This is a genomic window from Actinoplanes nipponensis (assembly GCF_016862275.1).
In the GTDB taxonomy this organism is placed as follows: Bacteria; Actinomycetota; Actinomycetes; order Mycobacteriales; family Micromonosporaceae; genus Actinoplanes; species Actinoplanes nipponensis.
Window position 1 is genome coordinate 133355 of record NZ_BOMQ01000024.1, and the last position, 19403, is coordinate 152757.

General features: G+C 73.2%; 17 protein-coding genes. 6 read left to right on the forward strand and 11 right to left on the reverse strand.

Annotated elements, in window-relative coordinates; all coding sequences use genetic code 11:
- Positions 1-10: 10 nt before the first annotated feature.
- Together argH and Ani05nite_RS09795 are read left to right on the forward strand one after the other, a co-directional pair.
- Positions 11-1441, forward strand: a complete 1431-nt coding sequence (gene argH, locus Ani05nite_RS09790; RefSeq protein ID WP_203766956.1) for an argininosuccinate lyase — start codon at positions 11-13, stop codon at positions 1439-1441.
- A gap of 485 nt (positions 1442-1926) precedes the next feature.
- On the forward strand, positions 1927-2403 hold the full coding sequence (locus Ani05nite_RS09795; protein WP_203766957.1) for a hypothetical protein: 477 nt from the start codon (positions 1927-1929) through the stop codon (positions 2401-2403).
- A gap of 540 nt (positions 2404-2943) precedes the next feature.
- Here Ani05nite_RS09795 and Ani05nite_RS09800 read toward each other — a convergent pair.
- Positions 2944-3867 (reverse strand): sulfite exporter TauE/SafE family protein, encoded by a 924-nt coding sequence (locus tag Ani05nite_RS09800; protein WP_203766958.1) that lies wholly within the window; start codon positions 3865-3867, stop codon positions 2944-2946.
- 72 nt (positions 3868-3939) lie between these two features.
- Entirely contained in the window at positions 3940-4122 is a 183-nt protein-coding gene (locus Ani05nite_RS09805; protein WP_203766960.1) for a hypothetical protein, read from the reverse strand.
- A 232-nt stretch (positions 4123-4354) separates the two neighbouring features.
- On the opposite strand from Ani05nite_RS09805, the gene Ani05nite_RS09810 reads away from it, so the two are divergent.
- Positions 4355-5332 carry a LysR family transcriptional regulator gene (locus Ani05nite_RS09810; RefSeq protein WP_203766961.1) on the forward strand — a complete coding sequence of 326 codons (978 nt, stop codon included), beginning with the start codon at positions 4355-4357 and terminating at the stop codon, positions 5330-5332.
- Between the two features lie 48 nt (positions 5333-5380).
- On the opposite strand, the gene arfA is transcribed toward Ani05nite_RS09810, so the two are convergent.
- The 6 genes from arfA to Ani05nite_RS09840 all read right to left on the reverse strand — a co-directional run bounded on the left by arfA (position 5381) and on the right by Ani05nite_RS09840 (position 13169).
- Positions 5381-6862, reverse strand: coding sequence for an arabinosylfuranosidase ArfA (arfA, locus tag Ani05nite_RS09815; protein WP_203766962.1), 1482 nt, complete (start codon positions 6860-6862; stop codon positions 5381-5383).
- A 2-nt stretch (positions 6863-6864) separates the two neighbouring features.
- Entirely contained in the window at positions 6865-7707 is an 843-nt protein-coding gene (locus Ani05nite_RS09820) for a carbohydrate ABC transporter permease (RefSeq protein ID WP_203766963.1), read from the reverse strand.
- A gap of 4 nt (positions 7708-7711) precedes the next feature.
- On the reverse strand, positions 7712-8647 hold the full coding sequence (locus tag Ani05nite_RS09825; RefSeq protein WP_203766964.1) for a carbohydrate ABC transporter permease: 936 nt from the start codon (positions 8645-8647) through the stop codon (positions 7712-7714).
- A gap of 13 nt (positions 8648-8660) precedes the next feature.
- Entirely contained in the window at positions 8661-9965 is a 1305-nt protein-coding gene (locus Ani05nite_RS09830) for an extracellular solute-binding protein (RefSeq protein WP_203766965.1), read from the reverse strand.
- 102 nt (positions 9966-10067) lie between these two features.
- Positions 10068-12335 carry a putative bifunctional diguanylate cyclase/phosphodiesterase gene (locus Ani05nite_RS09835; protein ID WP_239129564.1) on the reverse strand — a complete coding sequence of 756 codons (2268 nt, stop codon included), beginning with the start codon at positions 12333-12335 and terminating at the stop codon, positions 10068-10070.
- 63 nt (positions 12336-12398) lie between these two features.
- Positions 12399-13169 (reverse strand): V-type ATP synthase subunit E family protein, encoded by a 771-nt coding sequence (locus tag Ani05nite_RS09840; RefSeq protein WP_239129565.1) that lies wholly within the window; start codon positions 13167-13169, stop codon positions 12399-12401.
- Between the two features lie 142 nt (positions 13170-13311).
- Between Ani05nite_RS09840 and Ani05nite_RS09845 the strand changes: the two genes are divergently transcribed.
- Genes Ani05nite_RS09845 through Ani05nite_RS09855 form a run of 3 tightly spaced genes read left to right on the forward strand, consistent with a single transcriptional unit; the run spans position 13312 to position 15327 of the window.
- Positions 13312-14040: a histidine phosphatase family protein gene (locus Ani05nite_RS09845; protein WP_203766968.1), complete on the forward strand. Its 729-nt coding sequence runs from the start codon at positions 13312-13314 to the stop codon at positions 14038-14040.
- The gene (locus Ani05nite_RS09850; protein ID WP_203766970.1) at positions 14024-14869 is read left to right on the forward strand and encodes an NAD(P)H-hydrate dehydratase; all 846 of its coding nucleotides are present in this window, start codon (positions 14024-14026) and stop codon (positions 14867-14869) included. The genes Ani05nite_RS09845 and Ani05nite_RS09850 overlap by 17 nt, the downstream gene beginning before the upstream one ends.
- Before the next feature lie 44 nt (positions 14870-14913).
- Entirely contained in the window at positions 14914-15327 is a 414-nt protein-coding gene (locus Ani05nite_RS09855; protein WP_203766972.1) for a CBS domain-containing protein, read from the forward strand.
- 55 nt (positions 15328-15382) lie between these two features.
- Here Ani05nite_RS09855 and Ani05nite_RS09860 read toward each other — a convergent pair whose 3' ends face one another.
- The 3 genes from Ani05nite_RS09860 to Ani05nite_RS09870 form a co-directional block, all read right to left on the reverse strand.
- Positions 15383-18484 (reverse strand): GH92 family glycosyl hydrolase, encoded by a 3102-nt coding sequence (locus Ani05nite_RS09860; protein ID WP_203766974.1) that lies wholly within the window; start codon positions 18482-18484, stop codon positions 15383-15385.
- A gap of 106 nt (positions 18485-18590) precedes the next feature.
- The gene (locus Ani05nite_RS09865) at positions 18591-19076 is read right to left on the reverse strand and encodes a hypothetical protein (RefSeq protein ID WP_203766976.1); all 486 of its coding nucleotides are present in this window, start codon (positions 19074-19076) and stop codon (positions 18591-18593) included.
- A gap of 49 nt (positions 19077-19125) precedes the next feature.
- Positions 19126-19403, reverse strand: a 278-nt coding sequence (locus Ani05nite_RS09870; protein ID WP_203766978.1) for a DNA-3-methyladenine glycosylase, incomplete at its 5' end; no start/stop codon positions are given.

The following is a 19403-nucleotide window of genomic DNA, read 5'->3' on the forward strand; positions in this document are numbered from 1 at the left end:
GAGTGAACGCGTGCCGGAGACCGAAGGTCCGACCAGGCTGTGGGGTGGCCGTTTCGCCGGCGGACCGGCGGACGCCCTGGCCCGGCTGAGCGTGAGCGTGCATTTCGACTGGCGCCTGGCGCCGTACGACATCGCCGCCTCCCGCGCCCACGCCCGCGTGCTGGCCGGCGCGGGCCTGCTCGACAACGACGAGCTGGGCCAGATGCTCGCCGCGCTGGACGACCTGGAGTCGGCGTGCGCGGCGGGGGAGTTCCGCCCGACCGTCGAGGACGAGGACGTGCACACCGCGCTGGAGCGCGGGCTGCTGGAACGCCTGGGCACGCTGGGCGGCAAGCTGCGCGCCGGCCGCTCCCGCAACGACCAGGTCGCCACCGACCTGCGGATGTACCTGCGCGACCACGCCCGCGGGGTGGCCGCCGCGGTCGTCGAGCTGGCGGACGCGCTGCTGGAGCAGGCCGGCCGGCACGTCGACACCCCGGCGCCGGGCCTGACCCACGTGCAGCACGCCCAGCCGGTGAGCTTCGGCCACTGGCTGCTGGCCCACGTCCAGCCGCTGCTGCGCGACCTGGACCGGCTGCGCGACTGGGACGCCCGCGCGGCGATCTCCCCGCTGGGCTCGGGCGCGCTGGCCGGCTCGTCGCTGCCGCTGGACCCGGCCGCGGTCGCCAAGGAGCTGGGCTTCCAGGCGCCGGCGCAGAACTCGATGGACGCGGTGTCGGACCGCGACTTCGTGGCCGAGTTCCTGTTCATCACCAGCCTGATCGGCGTGCACCTGTCCCGCCTCGGCGAGGAGGTGGTGCTCTGGACCTCCCAGGAGTTCGGCTGGGTGATCCTCGACGACGCGTTCGCCACCGGCAGCTCGATCATGCCGCAGAAGAAGAACGCGGACATCGCGGAGCTGGCCCGCGGCAAGGCGGGCCGGCTGATCGGCGGCCTGGTCGCGGTGCTGACCATGCTCAAGGGCCTGCCGCTGACCTACGACCGCGACATGCAGGAGGACAAGGAGCCGGCCTTCGACGCGATCGACACGCTGCTGCTCCTGCTGCCCGCGCTGGCCGGCATGATCTCCACCATGACGGTCCGGGTGGACCGCCTGGCCGCGGCCGCGCCGGTCGGCTTCTCGCTGGCCACCGAGGTGGCCGACTGGCTGGTCCGCAAGCACGTGCCGTTCCGCGACGCCCACGAGATCACCGGCCGGCTGGTGGCGCTGTGCGCGGCCCGCGAGTGCGAGCTGGAGGACGTCTCGGACGAGGACCTGAAGACGGTCAGCGAACACCTGGACCCGTCGGTGCGCGAGGTGCTCAGCGTCCGGTCGGCGCTGGCCGGGCGGACCACGCCGGGCTCGACCGGGCCGGGCCCGGTCGCCGACCAGCTCCAGACGGCGTCCGACAAGCTCGACAGCTGGCGGGAATGGTCCATCGAGCCGGTGGTGCCGCGCTAGTCCCCAATCCGGTATGGGTGGTCTTCTCCTCAGGTACGGGTGTGTGCCGACCACCACCGCACCACCGCCGCCCGCCACCACCACGCAGCTCCGATCGGCTCCGGCCCGGCGGGCGACCGCCGGGCTGAAGCCGTGGACGACACCGCCTGCGTAAGTAGTTGCTCACCTTGCCCGCCCGTCGCCATGCCCACCTTCGATCAGGCGCCGCCACCCGGAGAGGGCGGACGGTGCTCGTGGTGGAGGACGAACCGGCACTGGTCCGCATTGCCGGCAACGGCGGACATCACCGGGCTCGTGGCCCGCAGCGGCCAGGGTCGGCGGGCGGGCGGCGACGGCGGCCGCCGGTTGCTCGCGCCGGTCACCAGCGCAGCTTCACCGGGACCGGCCGGTCACCTTTCGGCGGGGGCTGAAAGGTGTGGCCGGTGGTTCCGGGCGCTCCGCACGATGGGGGCACCGGATTCATCGGTCGACAACGGAGGCACCCCATGCGCTCAGTGCTGCGGAACAGCGGGACCCGGCTGGCGATGGCGCTGCTGCTGGCCGTCGGCGGGCTGGTCGGCTTCACGCCGGCTCCCGCCTCGGCGGCGGCCTGCTACGCCGGCAGCTGCGACTACTGGGACCCCGGCACGGCGGGCTGCACCGCCGGCTCCGAGGTCCGGAGCGAGTTCTCGATACGCAGCTGGCGGTACAAGGTGATGTACTCGCCGGCCTGTCACGCCGGCTGGGCCGAGGTGACCTCGGGCGGCCCGTACGAATGCGTGGCCCCGTACCTGCACCTGCTCGTGCGCACGAGCTCCGTGGGCTCACCGGTGAGCCGCCGGGTGAAGTACATCCCCAGCTGCCTGGATGTGGGGCAGACGGCCCGCACGACCATGGCCTCGTACAACTACTGGCTGCAGACCTGCGCCTCGAACCTGGAGAACGACATCTTCCCGGCCGGCCGCTGCACCGGAGTCGTCTAGGAGCCGTCTTCTGCGGCGATGGGCCTGTGGGTCGGACGGTTGCGGGATCGTCGCCCGGTTGTAGTGCCGGTGCCGCCAGTCGCGGATCGCGCGCGAGGACTACGCCTTGTCGGTAAGCATCCGGCGCGGGCGTTGCCGCGGCCGTCCACCGCCGAGCCGGGGCACTGCGATGGCCTTCATGACCGCAGCAAACTGCGGGGCATCACCGGCCTGTCCGGCCGTGCTGTGGCCGCCTTTCCCAGCCGCACCCCAGCAGCATGCGGATGGGCTCGGACTACGGTCGAGTCGACCGCGGCGACCAGCCAGTCCCACTCGCCGTCGGCGTCCGCGTCGTCCTGCACCGCAACCGACAGCCGCGGCCAGGTCCCGTCGATTGACCAACGCCGCCACCGCGGGTAGGCGCCTTGGCATGACCGAACTCCGCCCACATCCCGTCGGAGACCGATCGACGAACTGCCATGACCTCACCACGAGCGATAGATCCGGAAGACGCTCCTCAGGTGAGCCGCTGCGCTGACCCGGCGGATCGCGTTCGCCGGGTCAGGGGGCGCTGACGCGCTCGTCGTGGTCGTTGTCGGCGGGCTGGTGCTGCGCCGGCGTCGCCGTGGCCGCCGGGCGGCGGGTGCGCTGCCGGATCGCCAGTCCCAGGGCCGTCAGCACCGCCGCGCCGGTGACCAGGCCGACCGTCGCGGTCGGGACGTCCAGCAGCTTCAGCGAGCTGGCCAGCAGCACGACCACCAGCGCGGCCCGCACGATGCCGCCCGGCGCCCGCGACGAGATCCGGGCGCCCAGCAGCACGCCCGGGATCGAGCCGATCAGCACCGCGCCGGCGATGTCCAGCTGCAGGTCGCCGAAGAGGGCGTGTCCGACGGCGGCCGAGACGACCAGCGGGATCGCCTGGATCAGGTCGGTGCCGACCAGGTCGTTGGCGCGCAGCCGGGGGTACAGCGCGAGCAGCGCGACGATGATCAGCGAACCGGAGCCGACCGAGGTCAGCCCCACGATCAGGCCGCCGCCCACGCCGACCAGCAGCGTCGGCAGCGGGCGTACCTCGATCGGCTCGGCCGGGCCGTCGGCCCGCTGGTGGCGGGTCACCCAGGCCTTGAGCAGCATGCCGCCGGCCGCCAGCAGCAGCGCGACGCCCAGCGCGACCTTGATCGTGTGCTGCACGGTCTCGTCGTCGCCGAGCACCCGCAGCAGCAGCACGCCGAGGAAGGCGCTGGGCACGCTGCCGGCGCACAGCCACCGGACGAGCCGCCAGTTGACCGTGCCCCGCAGGGCGTGCACCCAGCCGCCGAACGGCTTCATGACCGCGCTGGCGGCCAGGTCGCTGGAGACGGCGGCGACCGGCGGGATGCCGAAGACCAGCACCAGGATGGGGGTCATCAGGGCGCCGCCGCCCATGCCGGTGAGGCCGACCACGATGCCGACGCCGAGACCGGCGAGCGCCAGGGTGAGATCCATCGGTCGAGTCTCGGCCAGAATCCCTGCCTTGTCTACTAACTCGGTCGACTATATCAACTATTGGAACAGGGATCACGCGTACGGGCGCCCGCCCGCGACGGCCGTCGCGACGCCGGGCAGCGGCGCGTCCTTGTCCTCGCAGGTCTGGCAGTGCTTGGCCGCGGCCGGGCCGACCGCGATGGTCAGCGCGCAGACCAGACCGGTCAGCGCGGCGATCACGACGGCGGGCCCGCGCCGGTGGAGGTGAGTGTTCATGTCCATGAGGCCTTCCTGATGGTGGGTGCGGGCGGCGTCCGCCCGTCATGACCATCGGAGCGCCGGAGCGCCGCCGGAATACACTCCCGGGCCGATGGCTCGGGAAAACCTCGATGTGACCGCTAACATCGCCCTTGTTGCCGCTCTGTTGCGGCTTGACTACGGGAATGTTAGCGATAACACTGCGAGGACGGATCGATGGAGACGAGCGGGGTCACCGAGGAGGTCGCCCATGAGCACCCTGCCCCGCCCCTCCGCCCTGCACGCCGTCTCCGACACCGTCGGCGGCAACCGCATCGAGCTGCGCCAGCTCCGCTACTTCGTCACCCTGGCCGAGGAGCTGCACTTCGGCCGGGCCGCCGCCCGCGAGCACATCGTCCCGTCCGCGCTCAGCGTCCAGGTGCAGCGCCTGGAGCGGGCCGTCGGGGTGCTGCTGGTCGATCGCACCACCCGGCACGTCGCCCTCACCCCGGCCGGGGCCCGCTTCCTGATCGAGGCGCGGCAGATCGTCGAGCACGTCGACCGGGCCGCCGTGATCGCGCAGGGCGCCGCACTGGCCGTGCCCACCCTGCGCGTCGGGGTGCTCGACGAGGCGTACGACGCCGTCCGGCCGGTGCTGCGCGCCGTGCAGAGCGGCCACCCCGAGCTGGAGATCCACCAGGTGCTGGCCGGGGTGCCGGAGCAGTGCCGGCTGCTCGCCGACGGCCGGCTCGACATCGGCGTGGGGCGGTTGCCGGACGCCGCTCCGGAGATCGCCGCCGAGCTGTTCCGCCTGGACCCGCTGGGCGTGCTGGTGCCGGCCACGCACCCGTACGCCCGCCTCGGCCACGTCCCCGTCGGCGACCTGCGCGGCGAGACGCTGCTGCTGGCCGACGAGCACCGGGCACCCGAGTTCCGGGCCTTCGTCACCGGGATCTGCCGCGCCGCCGGTTTCTTCCCGGTCCTGTTCACCGGCAGCGTGCAGACCCTGCGGGCCGCCGCCGACCTGGTGCTGCAGGGCCGCTGCGTGCTGTGCACCCCGGAGTCGACGGCCGGGGTCTCGGCCGAGCTGACCTGGCGCCCGCTCGGCCCGTCGGTGCCGCGCTACCCGTGGTCGATGCTGTGGCGGGCCCACGACCCGTCCCGGTGGGCGATCGAGCTCGTGGCCACCGCCCGCGCCCTCTCGGCCGAGCTGGGCTGGCGCGACGAGGCCCCCGACCGGGCCAGCTGACCGGGCCAGCTGACCGGGCCAGCTGACCGGGCGGGGCGCGGGCCCCGGTCAGCTCAGCCGGATCATGTTCCAGGACAGGGCCGGAAGCGTCACCTGCAGCCGGCCGCCGTCCACCTTGGGCTCGGCCAGCTCGCGCGGGGTCACCCGGTCCGGCTGCTGCGCGGTGTTCACCGCGTCCGGGTCGTCGTCCGCGAGCGCCGTGTGGGTGGCCGTGGTCAGGCCGGGCAGCGCGCGCAGGTCCACCTCCAGCGACATCGGCTCGGTCTGCGACCGGTTCACCGCGAACAGCACGACGCCGGGATCGGTGTGCACCGCCACGGCGTCGAGCAGCGGGACCTCGCCGTGCCGCGCCGTCTCGTACGTGGGCGCGGTGATCGCCGGCCGCAGCACCGTGCCGCGCCCGTAGCGGGTGGTCAGCGCGTACGGGTGGAAGCTGGCCTGCCGCCACGCCGCCCCGCCCGGCTCGGTCATGATCGTGCCGATGACGTTGACCAGCTGCGCCTGGCAGCCGATCTTCACCCGGTCGGCGTGCCGCAGCAGGCTGATCAGCAGGTTGCCGACCACCACCGCGTCGGTCACCGAGTAGACGTCCTCGATGAGCCGGGGCGTCTGCCGGATCTCCAGGGCGGTCTCGCCGGCGAAGCGGCTCAGGTACCAGACGTTCCACTCGTCGAAGGCGATGTGCAGGCGCTTGCGGTGCCGGCCGACCGCGCGTACGTGGTCGGCGGTGGCCACCACCTCGTCGATGAACGCGTCCATGTCGGTGGCGCAGGCCAGGAAGCTGTCCCGGTCGTCGCCGTGCTGCTCGTAGTAGCCGTGCATCGAAACGTAGTCGACCGCCTCGTACGTCTCGGCCAGGACCGTCGCCTCCCAGCTGCCGAAGGTGGGCATCTGCCGGCCCGAGCTGCCGCAGGCCACGAGCTCGATGGACGGGTCCACCTGGCGCATCGCGCGGGCCGTCTCCAGGGCGAGGCGGGCGTACTCGTGGGCGGTCTTGTGGCCGATCTGCCAGGGCCCGTCCATCTCGTTGCCCAGGCACCACAGCTTGATCCCGTACGGGTCCCCGCCGCGCAGGTCCGACCAGTGGGTGCCGCCGGGCAGGTTGCAGTACTCGACCAGGGACCGGGCCGCGTCCAGGCCGCGGGTGCCCAGGTTGACCGCCATCATCGGCTCCACGCCGACGCCCCGCGCCCAGGTCATGAACTCGCCGATGCCGACCTGGTTGGTCTCCAGCGAGCGCCAGGCCAGGTCCAGGCGGGTGGGCCGCTCGCCGGGCGGGCCGATGCCGTCCTCCCAGCGGTAGCCGGAGACGAAGTTGCCGCCGGGGTAGCGCACCAGCGGGGCGCCGAGCTCGCGGACCAGCTCGGCGGTGTCCTGCCGGAAGCCGTCCGCGTCGGCGCGCGGGTGGCCCGGCTCGTAGATGCCGGTGTAGACGCAGCGGCCCATGTGCTCGACGAACGAGCCGTAGAGCCGCGGGTCGACGTCGCCGACCCGGAACGCGGGGTCGACGGTCATGGAGCTGGAAAGCATGCTCAACCTTTCAGGCCGCTGCCGGCGATGCCCTCGACGATCTGACGCTGGAACAGCAGGAACACGGCGATCAGGGGGATCGCGCCGAGGATCGCGGAGGCCATCGTGTCGGCGTACCGGATGCCGAACGCGCCCTGCACCGTGGCCAGGCCGACCGGGATCGTCATGATGTCGGGGTTGCTCAGCACGAGCAGCGGCCACAGCAGGTCGTTCCAGGACGTGACGAAGGTGAAGATGGCCACGGCGGCGACCGCGGGCCGGGCCAGCGGCATGATGATCCGCCGGTAGATGCGCAGATAGCCGGCGCCGTCCAGGCGGGCGACCTCCTCCAGCTCGCGGGGCAGGCCGTCGAAGAACTGCTTGAAGATGAACACGGCGATCGCGGTGGGGATCTGCGGCAGGCTCACCGCCCACCAGGTGTTCAGCAGGCCGAGGGCGTCGAACTCGCGGAACCAGGGCACGATCAGCACCTGACCGGGGATCATGATGCCGGCCAGCACGGCCCAGAAGACCGCGGTGCGGTAGCGGAAGCGCATCCGCGACAGCGCGTACGCGGCCAGGCTGGCCACCAGCACGGTGCCGGCCGCGGACAGCGTCGAGATGAACAGGCTGGAGCCGAACCAGGTCAGGATGTCGGTGTCGCGCAGCACCCGGCCGAACGCGTCCACGGTCGGGTCGTCGATCGCCCACGTGGTGCGGGTGGTCTCGGCGTTCGGCTTGAGCGCGGTGTCCAGCGCCCACAGCAGCGGCACCAGCCAGAGCAGCGCGAAGGCGATCAGGACGCCGAAGCAGATGCGGTTGAAGAGCTTGACCCGGAATTGCGCCCGCTGGGCGAGATCGGTCACGGGATCACACCTCCTTCTCCTGGCGACGCACCAGGCTGAACCAGACGGCCGAGACCAGGAGCACGACCAGGAAGAAGAGCATCGACACGGCGGCCGCGTAGCCGACCCGGAAGTTGGTGAAGCCCTCGTCGTAGACGTACTCCAGGATCGAGCGGGTGGCGAAGTTCGGCCCGCCGCTGGTCATGATGTACATCTGGTCGAAGACCTTGAGCGAGGCGATCACCTGCAGCACCGCGACCAGCGTCGTGGTGCGGCCCAGCATCGGAATGGTGATCTTGCGGATCTGCTGCCACGGCGAGGCGCCGTCCATCGCGGCGGCCTCGTAGAGGTCCCGCGGGATCTCCTGCAGGCCGGCCAGGTAGAGCACGAAGTTGAACCCCAGCGTCCACCAGATGGTGGTGAACGCCAGCGAGGGCATCGCCCAGGACGGGTCGCCGAGCCAGTTGGGCGAGGTGATGCCGAGCTGGCCCAGCCCGGTCTCGATCAGCCCCAGCCCCGGCGTGTAGATGAAGATCCAGATCAGCGCCACCACGGCCGAGGGCAGGATGTACGGCGCGAAGAAGGCCAGCCGGAAGAACCACCGGCCGCGCCGGGCCCGGTCGGCCAGCACGGCGAAGACGAACGCGAGCACGATCAGCGGCGGCGTGGTCAGCACGGTGAACCACACCGTGTGCCACAGCGAGGACCAGAAGCCGCTGCTCTGCAACGCCTCGGTGTAGTTGCCGAAGCCGGCGAACCCGGACAGCCCGGGCTTGACCAGGCTGGTGTCGAAGAAGCTCATCACCAGGCCGTACAGGGCCGGGCCGATGATGAACGCCAGGTACAGCACCAGGAACGGCGCCAGGAAGCCCAGCGCGGGCAGGCCGGTGCCGTGGCGCTGCTCGGGCGGCGCCCCGTCCGCGGTGGCGGGACGGGGACGGACGACGGTCTCGGTGGTCATCGGGCACCCCCCTTCAGATCGGTGACGCGGTCAGGGCCAGGTTCCGCAGCTGGTCGTGCATCTGGGCGAGCGCGCCGGCCGGGGACTGCTGGCCGCCGAGGACGGTGGCGACGGCGGAGCCGGTGACGATCTCGAAGTTGGAGCCGGACCCGGAGTACCAGCCCTCGGGGTCGTAGACGGCGTTGTCCGCGGCCGCCGCGTAGTTGGACTGCGGGGTCATCGCCCGGTACTCCGGGCTGTCGCGGAAGGGCCGCCAGGTGGGCACGTGACCGCCCTCGGCCCAGGTCTTGCTCTGGTCCAGCAGCGAGCGGACCAGCCGCAGCGAGCGGTCGAGCTGGGCGGGGTCCTGCGCCGGCTGGCGCGGGATGACCAGGGTGTGCGAGTCGGCCTGCACGGCGTACCGGCTGCCGCCGTACAGGTTGGGGAACAGCGTCATCGAGAACGGCATCTTGGCGGTCTGGAAGGTGGAGATCTCCCACTCCCCCTGGAAGTAGAAGCCGGCCTGGCCGTTGGCGAACGTCGCGATCGCGCCCTGGTAGTCGATGCCCGCGGGGAACAGCCCGCTCCTGGTCAGCGACTGCAGGAACGCGAGGACCTGAGTCGCCTTGGCGTCGTCGAGCACGACCCGGCGGCCCTCGTCGGCCAGCATCTCGCCGCCGAGCTGGCTGTAGAGCGACTGGAAGATCCGCCACGGCGTCGAGGTGTCGTTGTTGATCGCCACCACCCCGCCGTACGCGCCGGAGGCCGCCTTGGCCCGGCGCATCGCGTCGGTGAACTTCTCCGGGCTGTCCAGCGGGGTCAGCGCGCCGGACGGGTCGAGCAGCCCGGCCTTGGCGCAGATGTCGGTGTTGTAGAACATGACGAACGGGTGGGTGTCCATCGGGATGGCGTACGCCCGGCCCTCGACCAGCCCGGCCTGCCAGGCCCGCGGGGTGAACAGGTCCGCGCTGATGCCGTGCCGGGCCAGGTCGGCCGGCCGCAGCTCCTCCAGCAGGCCCGAGGCCACCAGGGTCTTCATCCGGGTCAGGTGCGAGATGGCCACGTCCGGCGGCTTGTCGCCGAGCGTCGCCAGCGCCAGCTTGGTGTAGTACGGGTTGCCCCAGGCGAGGGTGACCGCGCTCAGCGTGATGCCGGGGTCGGCGGCCCGGAAGCCGTCGAGCATCTGGGTCATCCGGACGCCGTCGCCGCCGCCGAACAGGTTCCAGAAGTCCAGCGAACCGCTGCTGCGGCGCCCGGGCGTGACGCCGCTGCACCCGCTCACCCCGAGGGCCGCCGCGGCGGCCGCGCCGCCGAGCAGCGCGCGTCGGCTCAGTGTCATGACTGGAGCGTGCCGCCGGGCCGGACCGGGAGTCCAGGGCCGGGCCTTCGCAAGACGAGAAGGACCGCGCACGAATCGAGAAGGATCGACGGGCCGGTCCGCTCAGGCGCCGAGGGCCACCGGGCTGAGCAGGGACGTCACCTGGTCGCCGGTCATCGGGCGGAAGAAGTGGAAGCCCTGGGCGTACCGGTAGCCGGCCTGGTGCAGCCGGCGGGCCTGCGCCTCGGTCTCCACGCCCTCCGCGACGGCCTGGATGCCCAGCCCGGTGGTGATGGCGATCAGGCTGTCGACGATCACCGCCTGGGCGGTGCCGGCGGTGACCCCGTCGACGAACGACTTGTCGACCTTGAGGACCTGCACCGGGCAGTCGACCAGCAGGCTCAGCGACGACTGGCCGGTGCCGAAGTCGTCCAGCGCCACCGGCAGGCCCAGCTCGTGCAGCTCGCGGACCGCGTCCAGGCCGGGACCGGTGCCCAGCACCGCGGTCTCGGTGATCTCGGCGGTGATCCGGGCCGGGTCCGTCCCGGTGCGGGCCAGCAGCGCCGCGACGCCGGCCACGAAGCCGGGCTCGTGCAGCTCGCGCGGGGAGATGTTGACGCTGATCCGGCGGGGCGCGTGCGCGCCGAGCGCGCGGTCCCACCGGGCGGCCTGCGCGGTCACCTGCTCGAGGATCCAGCGGCCGAGCTCGATGATCGTGCCGTTGCGCTCGGCCAGCGGGATGAACAGCGCGGGGGACACCTGGCCGTGCTCCGGGTGCTGCCAGCGGACCAGCGCCTCCACGCCGGCCAGCCCGCCGTCCGGCAGCTCGACGATGGGCTGGTAGACCAGGGAGAGCTCGCCGCGGGCGACGGCCTGGCGCAGGTCGGCGCCGAGCCGGGCGTCGCGGGCGGCGAGCCGGTCCATCGCCGGATCGAACCACGCCACCCGGCCGCCGCCGGCGTTCTTGGCGGCGTACATGGCGACGTCGGCGCGGCGCAGCAGCTCCCCGGGGGTGTCGCCGGGCTGGGCCGCGGTGACGCCGATGCTGATCCGCGGCGTCATCTCGTGTCCGTCGATGAGCACCGGCTCCTGCACCTCGGCGACCACCCGGCGCAGCAGGACGGCGGCCTCGGCCCCGCTGAGCCGGGGCAGCAGCAGGGTGAACTCGTCGCCGCCGAGGCGGGCCACGGTGTCCCCGGGGCGCAGCCGGCCCAGCAGGCGCCGGCTGACCGCCTTGAGCAGGGCGTCGCCGGTGCCGTGCCCGAGCCGGTCGTTGACGGTCTTGAAGTCGTCGAGGTCGAGCAGCGCGACCAGGAAGTCGCCGCCGGCGAGCCGGCCGGTGATCTGTTCCTCGAAGTTGGCCCGGTTGGCGATCTCGGTGAGGGCGTCGTGCCGCACCTGGTGCGCGAGCTGCTCCTGGTACACCCGCAGTTGGGCGAGGTTGCTGTCCACCGTGGCGAGCAGCCGGCTGTTCTCCCGCAGGGCGGTGACCTGGCGGATCACCACGAGGGCGGTGATCGCCACCGTGCCCAGGACGATGATCCGGCTCTCGCCCGCGGGGACGTCGGCGCCCAGCAGCATCGCGTCCATGCCGGCCACCGCGAGGTACGGCACCACGCTGACCCGCCGGGCGGGGCGCGGTGCGGCCGCCGCCGCGGCCGGGGCGTGCAGCTGACGGTGCGCGGCCAGCTGCACGAGGAAACAGGCGAGCGGCACCGCGAGGAAGGTCGCGTTCAGCGCCGGGTGGTCGGCCAGGAACGGCGTCAGCGACCCGGTCGCGGCGGCGAGCGCGGTGCCGAGCGACAGCAGGTGCACGGCGCGGCGGTCCAGCCCGCCGGCGCCGGCGAAGGCGACCTTGACGAACGCGATCAGCGACACCGAGGTGACCATGATGATGGCCAGCAGCGGCGCGGCCGAGCCGGTCTGCGCCGCCCAGCCCGCCGCGCGGCTCAGCGCGAAGTGCCAGACCAGGATGCCGCTGGTGATCAGGATGATGCCGGCGTCGAGACCGAAGCGGGCCCACTCGCCGCAAGTGCGCTCGCCCGCCGGCAGCCGCATCAGCGCCCAGACCAGAACCAGCAGGATCACCAGGTACAGCCCGGTGGTCGGCGGGCTGATCCGCTGCACCGGGCCGGCGAGCGCGTCGCGGGCGTGGAACACGAGCGTGACGGCCAGGACGGCGAGGCAGCCGGCGAAGCGACCCCAGAACCGGCGGGTCGGCGCGGACAGCCCGGGATGCCGGGTGACCCGCCAGGACGCGTACGCCGTCAGCGCCGCCATCGCCGGCAGCGGCAGCCAGCCCAGCACCGCGGGCACGCCGGCCCCGCCCAGCCCGGCGGCGAAGTGCGCCAGGCTGAACGCGAGCAGCCCGCCGCCGGCGGCGGCGGGCACACGCGGTCCTGGGCTCATGAACCCGCCCATCGGACGGGCGGGGCGGATCTGAAGGACTTCGGGTCAGGCGGTGTCGCGGGCTTCCGCGTGGTCGCCGGCCGCCTCGCCCTCGGCCGGGGCGTCGGCCCGTTCGTCGCCGGCGCCGTCCGCCTCGGCGCGCACCTGCCCGGTGTGCGAGCCCTCGGGGCCGCCGACGCCGGTCGCCGGGGTCTGCAGGTCGGTGCCCACCTGCGGCCGGTCGACCCAGAGCGAGCGCAGCTGGCCCTGCATGAACGTGGTCAGCCGGGCCCGGTACTCGCGGTCGAAGTGTTCCAGCGCCTCGATCTGCTGCTGCAACGCCTCGCGCTTGGCGATCAGGCTGCCGACCGAGTCCTCGTAGCGCTGCTGGGCCTGCAGCTTGAGCTGTTCGGCGTGGCCGCGGGCGTCGCCGACGATCGCGTCCGCCTCGCCCTTGGCCTCGGCCAGGATCTGGTCGGCCGAGCGCTTGGCGTCGTCGGCGCGCAGCCGGGCGTCGCGGGCCGCCTGCTCCGAGGTGGCGCGCGCCTCGGCGAGCACCTTGTCGGCCTCGCAGCGCACGTTGTGCGCGTGCACCTGGGCGTCGCGGGCCGACTGGTCCGCGGCCGCCTGCGCGTCGGAGCGGATCTTGTCCGCCTGGCGTTTGGCTATCGCGACGTGTTCCTCGGCCGTGCGCTGGGCCAGGGTCAGCACCTGCAACGCGTGGTCGTTGTGCAGCGGACCGCCGGGCACGACCAGCGGGTGTTCCGAGGTCGCGGTGTCCGCGGCCGTGCCGTTGAGCACCGCCTTGACCCGCGCCTTGATCTGGTTGTCAGTCACGAAAGACCTCCGGTAGGCATCGCTGGGCCCGCGCCGTCGGGCCATGCCCCCCTCCTAACGGGCCAGGGCGGCCGGACGCCACGGCCCGGGCCGGGTTCATTGCCGGTGGTAGTCCTCACGCCGGCCGGGTAAGAGGCGGGGCATGGAGCAATTGCAGTGGCTGGGCGTCATCCGTCATGGGCAGAGCACCGGCAACGTGATCGCGCAGGACGCCGAGACCGGCGGGCTGGAGGCCATCGACATCCCGGAACGCGATGCCGACGTGCCGCTGTCCGGGACCGGCCGGGACCAGGCCGGGGCGGTGGGCAGCTGGGTGGGCGAGCTGAAACCGGACGAACGGCCGCAGGTGGCGATCGTGTCGCCGTACCTGCGGGCCCGGCAGACCGCCGAGCTGGCGCTGGCCGGCACCGGCATCCCGGCGGTCGTCGACGAGCGGCTGCGCGACCGGGAGCTGGGCGTGCTGGACCTGCTCACCGGCCGCGGGGTGCAGGCCCGGCTGCCGGCCGAGTTCGCCCGCCGGGCCCGGCTCGGCAAGTTCTACTACCGGCCGCCGGGCGGTGAGTCCTGGGCCGACGTGCTGCTGCGGCTGCGTGCCCTGCTGCGGGAGCTGCGCGACGACCACCCGGGCGGGCGGGTGCTGCTGTTCGGCCACGAGGCGACGGTGCTGCTCGTGCGCTACCTCGCCGAGTCGCTCGACGAGGCCGAGCTGATGGCGGTCGCGCACGCCACCGCCGTGGCGAACTGCTCGATCAGCACCTGGCGGCGGGAGGGCGAGCTGATGCGGCCCGAGCTGTTCAACTCCGTCGCCCACCTGCACCGCGAGGGCGCGCCGCACACCCGGCAGGAGGACGTCAATGCCGAGCCCGTCTGAGCAGGAGCGGGTCATCACGCCGCAGGTGCTGCGGGACTGGCCGCTGCCGGACCCGCAGGGCGGCAAGGAGGCCCGCGGCACGGTGCTGGTGGTGGGCGGGTCGCGGTCCACGCCGGGCGCCGTGCTGCTGGCCGGGGTGGCCGCGCTGCGGGCCGGCGCCGGCCGCCTGCAGCTGGCGGTCGAGGCCTCCACGGTGAGCGCGCTGAGCATCGCGGTGCCCGAGGCCAAGGTCGTCGCCCTGGGCGAGGACGAGCAGGAGCTGCGGCAGCTCGCGGCGGACGCGGACGTCGTCGCGCTGGGCCCCGGCCTGGACGACATCGACCTCACGTCCCGGCTGCTGCACGCCGTGCTCGACGCCGTCGGCCGGGACACCGCTCTGGTGCTGGACGCGTACGCGCTGGGCGCGCTCAGCAAGGAGCCGGACCTGCTCGCCGGCCGCGGGCAGCGGGTGGTGCTCACGCCCAACGTCACCGAGGCCGAGCGCCTGCTGGACCGCGCGCCGGGCGAGGACCTGGCCGCCGAGGCGCACAACCTGGCGCGGCGCTACGAGGCGACGGTCAGCCTCTTCGGGCACATCGCCACCCCGGAGGGCGGCCGCTGGCGCGAGGAGAGCGGCGACGTGGGCCTGGGCACCTCGGGCAGCGGCGACGTGCGCGCCGGGATCGTGGCCGGGCTGCTGGGCCGCGGCGCCGAACCGGCCCAGGCGGCCTGCTGGGGGGCGTTCGCGCACGCGGTCAGCGGTCAGCGGCTGGCCCCGCGCTACGGGCGGACCGGATTTCTGGCCCGCGAACTCGTCGACGAGGTGGCCTACACGATTGCCACGGTCTGAAGCGGGTACGCGTCCGGTATCCACCGAGCGAAGGGAGACCCCCGATGACGACCGCCCGCGAGATCATGACCCCCGACGTGACCTGCATCGGTGAGAAGGAGAGCCTGGCCGAGGCGGCCCGCAAGATGGCCGACCTCGACGTCGGTTCGCTGCCCATCTGCGGCGCCGACGACCGGCTCAAGGGCATGATCACCGACCGCGACATCGTCGTGAAGATCGTGGCCAAGGACCGCAACCCGGCCGACTGCACGGCCGGCGAGCTGGCCCAGGGCAAGCCCGTCACGATCGGCGCGGACGACGACGCGGCCGAGATCCTGCGCACCATGAGCGAGCACAAGGTGCGCCGCCTGCCGGTGATCGACGGCCACCGGCTCGTCGGCATCGTGGCGATCGCCGACGTCGCCAAGGCCCTGCCCGACCGGCCGGTCGGCGACCTGATCGACGCCGTCACCTCCTAGAGGCGCCCGGCCCCGGGGTGGGGATCGCGGGACCCGATTCCCACCCCGGGGTGCGCTAGGCGGTGACCAGCACCTCGTAGATCCGGGCGGCGCCGCTGCCGTCCGAGGTCGGGGTCAGCACCGCCACCCGCACGTAGCGCGCGTCCACCCCGACCGCCGTGGTGGTGGAGTCGGCCGTGTTGCCGCGCACCTGCGCCCTGGTCGTCCAGGCCGACCCGTCGTCGGAGGTCTGGACGTCGAAGTCGCGGGTGTTCCAGGCCGGCAACTCGCCGCCGGCGCCGGCGTGCCGGATCACCACCGAGCCGACGCGCTGCTTGCTGCCCAGGTCGGCCTGCACCCACCGGGCCGAGCCCTGCGAGCACCACTTGTCGGCCCAGCCGCCCAGCCAGCTGCCGTTGAACGCCTTGGCCGGTCCCTCGTTCGCCCCGCACGCGGAGTCCGCGGCGGCCGGGCGGTTCAGCGCCAGGTCGGCCGGGGCGCTGCTGCTGCCGTACACCTCCAGCTCGTAGATCCGGGCCGCCGCGCTCGCGTCGCCGGCCGGCTGGGTCGCCTCGAACCGCACGTAGCGGGCGCTGCGCGCCGCGATCGGGGTGTAGGTGCGGCTGTTCCGGGAGGCGGAGACGGTCACCGCGGGGGTGAAGGTGGCGCCGTCGGTGCTGGTCGCGATCGTGAACGCGCCGGTGTTCCAGGTGGTGTTCTCCCCGCCCAGCCCGGCGTGCTCGACCACGAACGACGAGACCGTGCGCGCCGCGCCCAGGTCCACCTGGAGCTGGCGGGGCGCGGTGGCCGAGCACCACTTGCTGTTGCCGGCGATCGCGCCGTCGACCGCCCGGCCGGCGGCCTCGCTCGCCGCGCAGGCCGCGGAGCCGGTCACCGGCCGGCCCAGGGCCAGGTTCGCCCCGAGATCCGGTTCCGCAGGCGGCTGGGTCGCCCCCGCGGCGAAGCTCGGGGGTACGTCGGAAGCGCCCGTGCCCCAGCCCGACGGGCTGCCGCCCATGGTGAAGGCGACGGTCCCGCCGTCCGCGATGTCGCCGTAGCGCAGGTAGCTGTGGCTGGTCGCGGCGCCGTCGACGGCCAGCGACTGCACGTACCGGTCGGCCGCGCTGCCGCCGGTGATCGTGATGTCGCCCGGCCCCCGCCGGATCAGCACGCTGGGGAACAGCGCGCCGTGCGCGGCCAGGGTGTCCGCGCCCGGCGTGACCGGGTAGAGCCCCAGCGCCGACCAGACGTACCAGGCGGAGGTCGCGCCCAGGTCGTCGTTGCCGGGCAGGCCGCCCGCGCCGGTGGTGAACGACTCGGCCATCACCCGGCGCACCGCGTCGCTGGCCCCGGCCGGCTTGCGCGCGGCGTGGTAGGTCCACGGCACGTTGTGCTCGGGCTCGTTGCCGATGTAGAAGTACGGCCGGCTCAGCCCGCCGTTGAGCTCGGTGAAGTGGTGGTCGAGGCGCCGCACCGCGGTGGCCGGCCCGCCCATCAGCGTGACCAGGGCGCCCAGGTTGTGCGGGACCATCCAGGTGTACTGGGCGGCGTTGCCCTCGACGTACGGGCTCTCCTGGGCCGGGTTCAGGTTCGCCGACCACGCCCCGCCGCCGTCGCGGGTGTGCAGGTAGGACGACTCGCCGTTGAACAGGCTGCGCCAGTACTGCGAGCGCGCCGCGTACGTGTCGTGTCCGGCGGTGTCGCCCTGCGCCGCGGCGAACCGGGCGATGGCGAAGTCCGAGGCCGCGTACTCCAGCGTCTCCGAGGGGTTGCCGGGGATGAAGTGGTTGGCCTGGTAGACGGCCTGGTTGCCGCGCAGCACCACGCCCTGCGTCGCGCCGCCGCTGCCGCTCTTCTTCATCAGGGCCAGCGCCGCCGCCGTGTCGAAGTCGCGCACGCCGAACGCGTACGCGCTGGCCACGATGATCGGCCCGGGGTCGCCGGGCATCACGAAGTCCTCCACCGTCTGGTGCGACCACTTGGGCAGCAGCCCGCCCTGCTGGCCGTCGAGCACCATGGACCGGACGATGTCGGTCATCACGTCCGGGGCGATGAGCGCGACCAGCGCCGCCCAGGACCGGTAGATGTCCCAGCCGGAGTAGTTCTGGTAGACGGGGTGGCTCGCGGTGTGCACGGCGTTGTCGAAGCCGCGGTACTCGCCGTTGGTGTCGCTGGCCAGGTTGGGGTTCTGCAGCACGTGGTACAGCGCGGTGTAGAACTTCTGCAGGTCGGTGCCGCTGCCGCCGGTCACCTGGACGCGGTTGAGGGCGCTGTTCCAGGCGGCCTTCGCGTCGGCGCGCACGGTCGCGAAGGGAGCGGCCTCGGCCGTGGCGTTGTTCTGCGCGTTGGCCACGCTGACGAAGGAGATGCCGACGGTGGCGGTGACCACCGCGTTCGACGTGGTGTCGAAGGTGACGTACGCGCCGGTGCCGGTCCCGCTGGTGGTGGACGAGCCGGCGGTGACCGTGCCGGCCTTGAATGTGCCGAAGCCGGTCGGCGTGCGGTCGAACAGGATCGAGTAGTACATCTTGAACGTCTTGCCGCCGCAGAAGCCGCCGGCGGTGTGCTCGCCCCAGACCCGGTTCCCGGTGATCGTGACGTTGCCGTCGCGGTCCCCGGTGGCCGAGCGGCTGGCGTTGATCAACACCCGGGCGGTGGTGCTGGCGGGATAGGTCAGCTTCAGCGCGCCGGTGCGCTTGGTGGCGCTCAGCTCGGCGTCCACCCCGTACTTGTCGAGCCGGTTGCGGTAGTAGCCGGGCGTCGCGCTCTCGTTGGTCTTGGTGTACCCGGACGCGTAGCTGGTCCAGCTGGAGCCGGGGGAGGCGCCCAGGTTGCCGGTGATCGGCAGGATCGGGAGGTCCTCGTTGTTGGGGCAGCCGGCCCCGTTGAAGTGGGTGAGGCTGAACGACTCGATCGTGCGGTCCCGGTCGCGGTAGCCCGACGGCGAGCCGGTGGGGGTGTCCGGGCTGAACTGCACCATCCCGAACGGCACGGTGGCGCCGGGGAAGGTGCTGCCGCCGGCGCCGCCGCCGACCGGGTTGGGGGAGTTGCTGTCGTCGGTGCCGATGAACGGGTTGACGTGCGGGGTGAGGTCCGGGTCGGCGGCCGCGTGGGCGGCGGCCGGAACCGAGAGGGCCGCGGCGGCGAGCAGGACCGCCGTGGCGAGGGTACGGAGCATGAGGAGCCGTCCCTTCGTGGTGACAACGATGTCAAATCGCGTGCCTCATAGAAGCATGCAGATATCACTAGTTGTCAATCCGTTGGACGGGCGGTGCGGTTCCGGATCAGGCGCGGGCGCGGGCGGTCCGCCGTACCCGCCGCAGCGACGCCGCCGCCAGCGCGGTGCCGCCGGTACCGACCCCGCCGAGCACCCCGAGCGCGAAGCGCTGCTGATGATCGGCCTGGCGCCGCTGCGCGCCGGTGTCGCCGGCCGGGATCTGCTGGCTCATCCCGGCGATCGCGCTGATCCCGGCGAACCAGAACGCGAAGAACACCACGGCGGTGAGCGCCAGCCCCCAGCGCGGCAGCTCGGGCGGCGACCAGACGGACCGCACCCACCCGCTCTGCGGCTGGCGTCCCCGCACGACCCGCCGGTTGGTCAGCACCCCGGCGGTGAAGCCGGGCAGCACCAGCACCGCGGCGACCACCACGGCCACGGTGGTCGAGGCCAGCCGGTCGCCGCCGAGCAGGGCGCCGATGAGCACGCCGGCCCACCCGACGCCGGCCAGGCCCAGGACGTCGAGCAGCAGCAACATCCGACGCGAGATCACCAGCAGACACGCTAGTTCGCGGCCCGGCCCCGCGGGCCGGATCCCCGATTTACCGCACCCGGGCGGTGTGCCGGCGGTAGGCGCTGACGGTCGGGTCCCCGGCGAGCCAGAACCGCCACGGCACGTCGTGCGCCGAGGTGACGCCGACCCGCGGCCCGGCGGCCATCGCGGCGGCCGGCACCGGCTCGGCGGGCGGCGTGAGGGTCGCGGGCCCGGAGCCGTCCACGACGGAGCTCGCGTTGGCCCGCCGGTCGAGCGCCAGCACCTGCATCAGCTTGGCCGGCCCGGCGGCGAGGTCGCGGTCCCGGCGGGCGGCCGCCCGCCGCG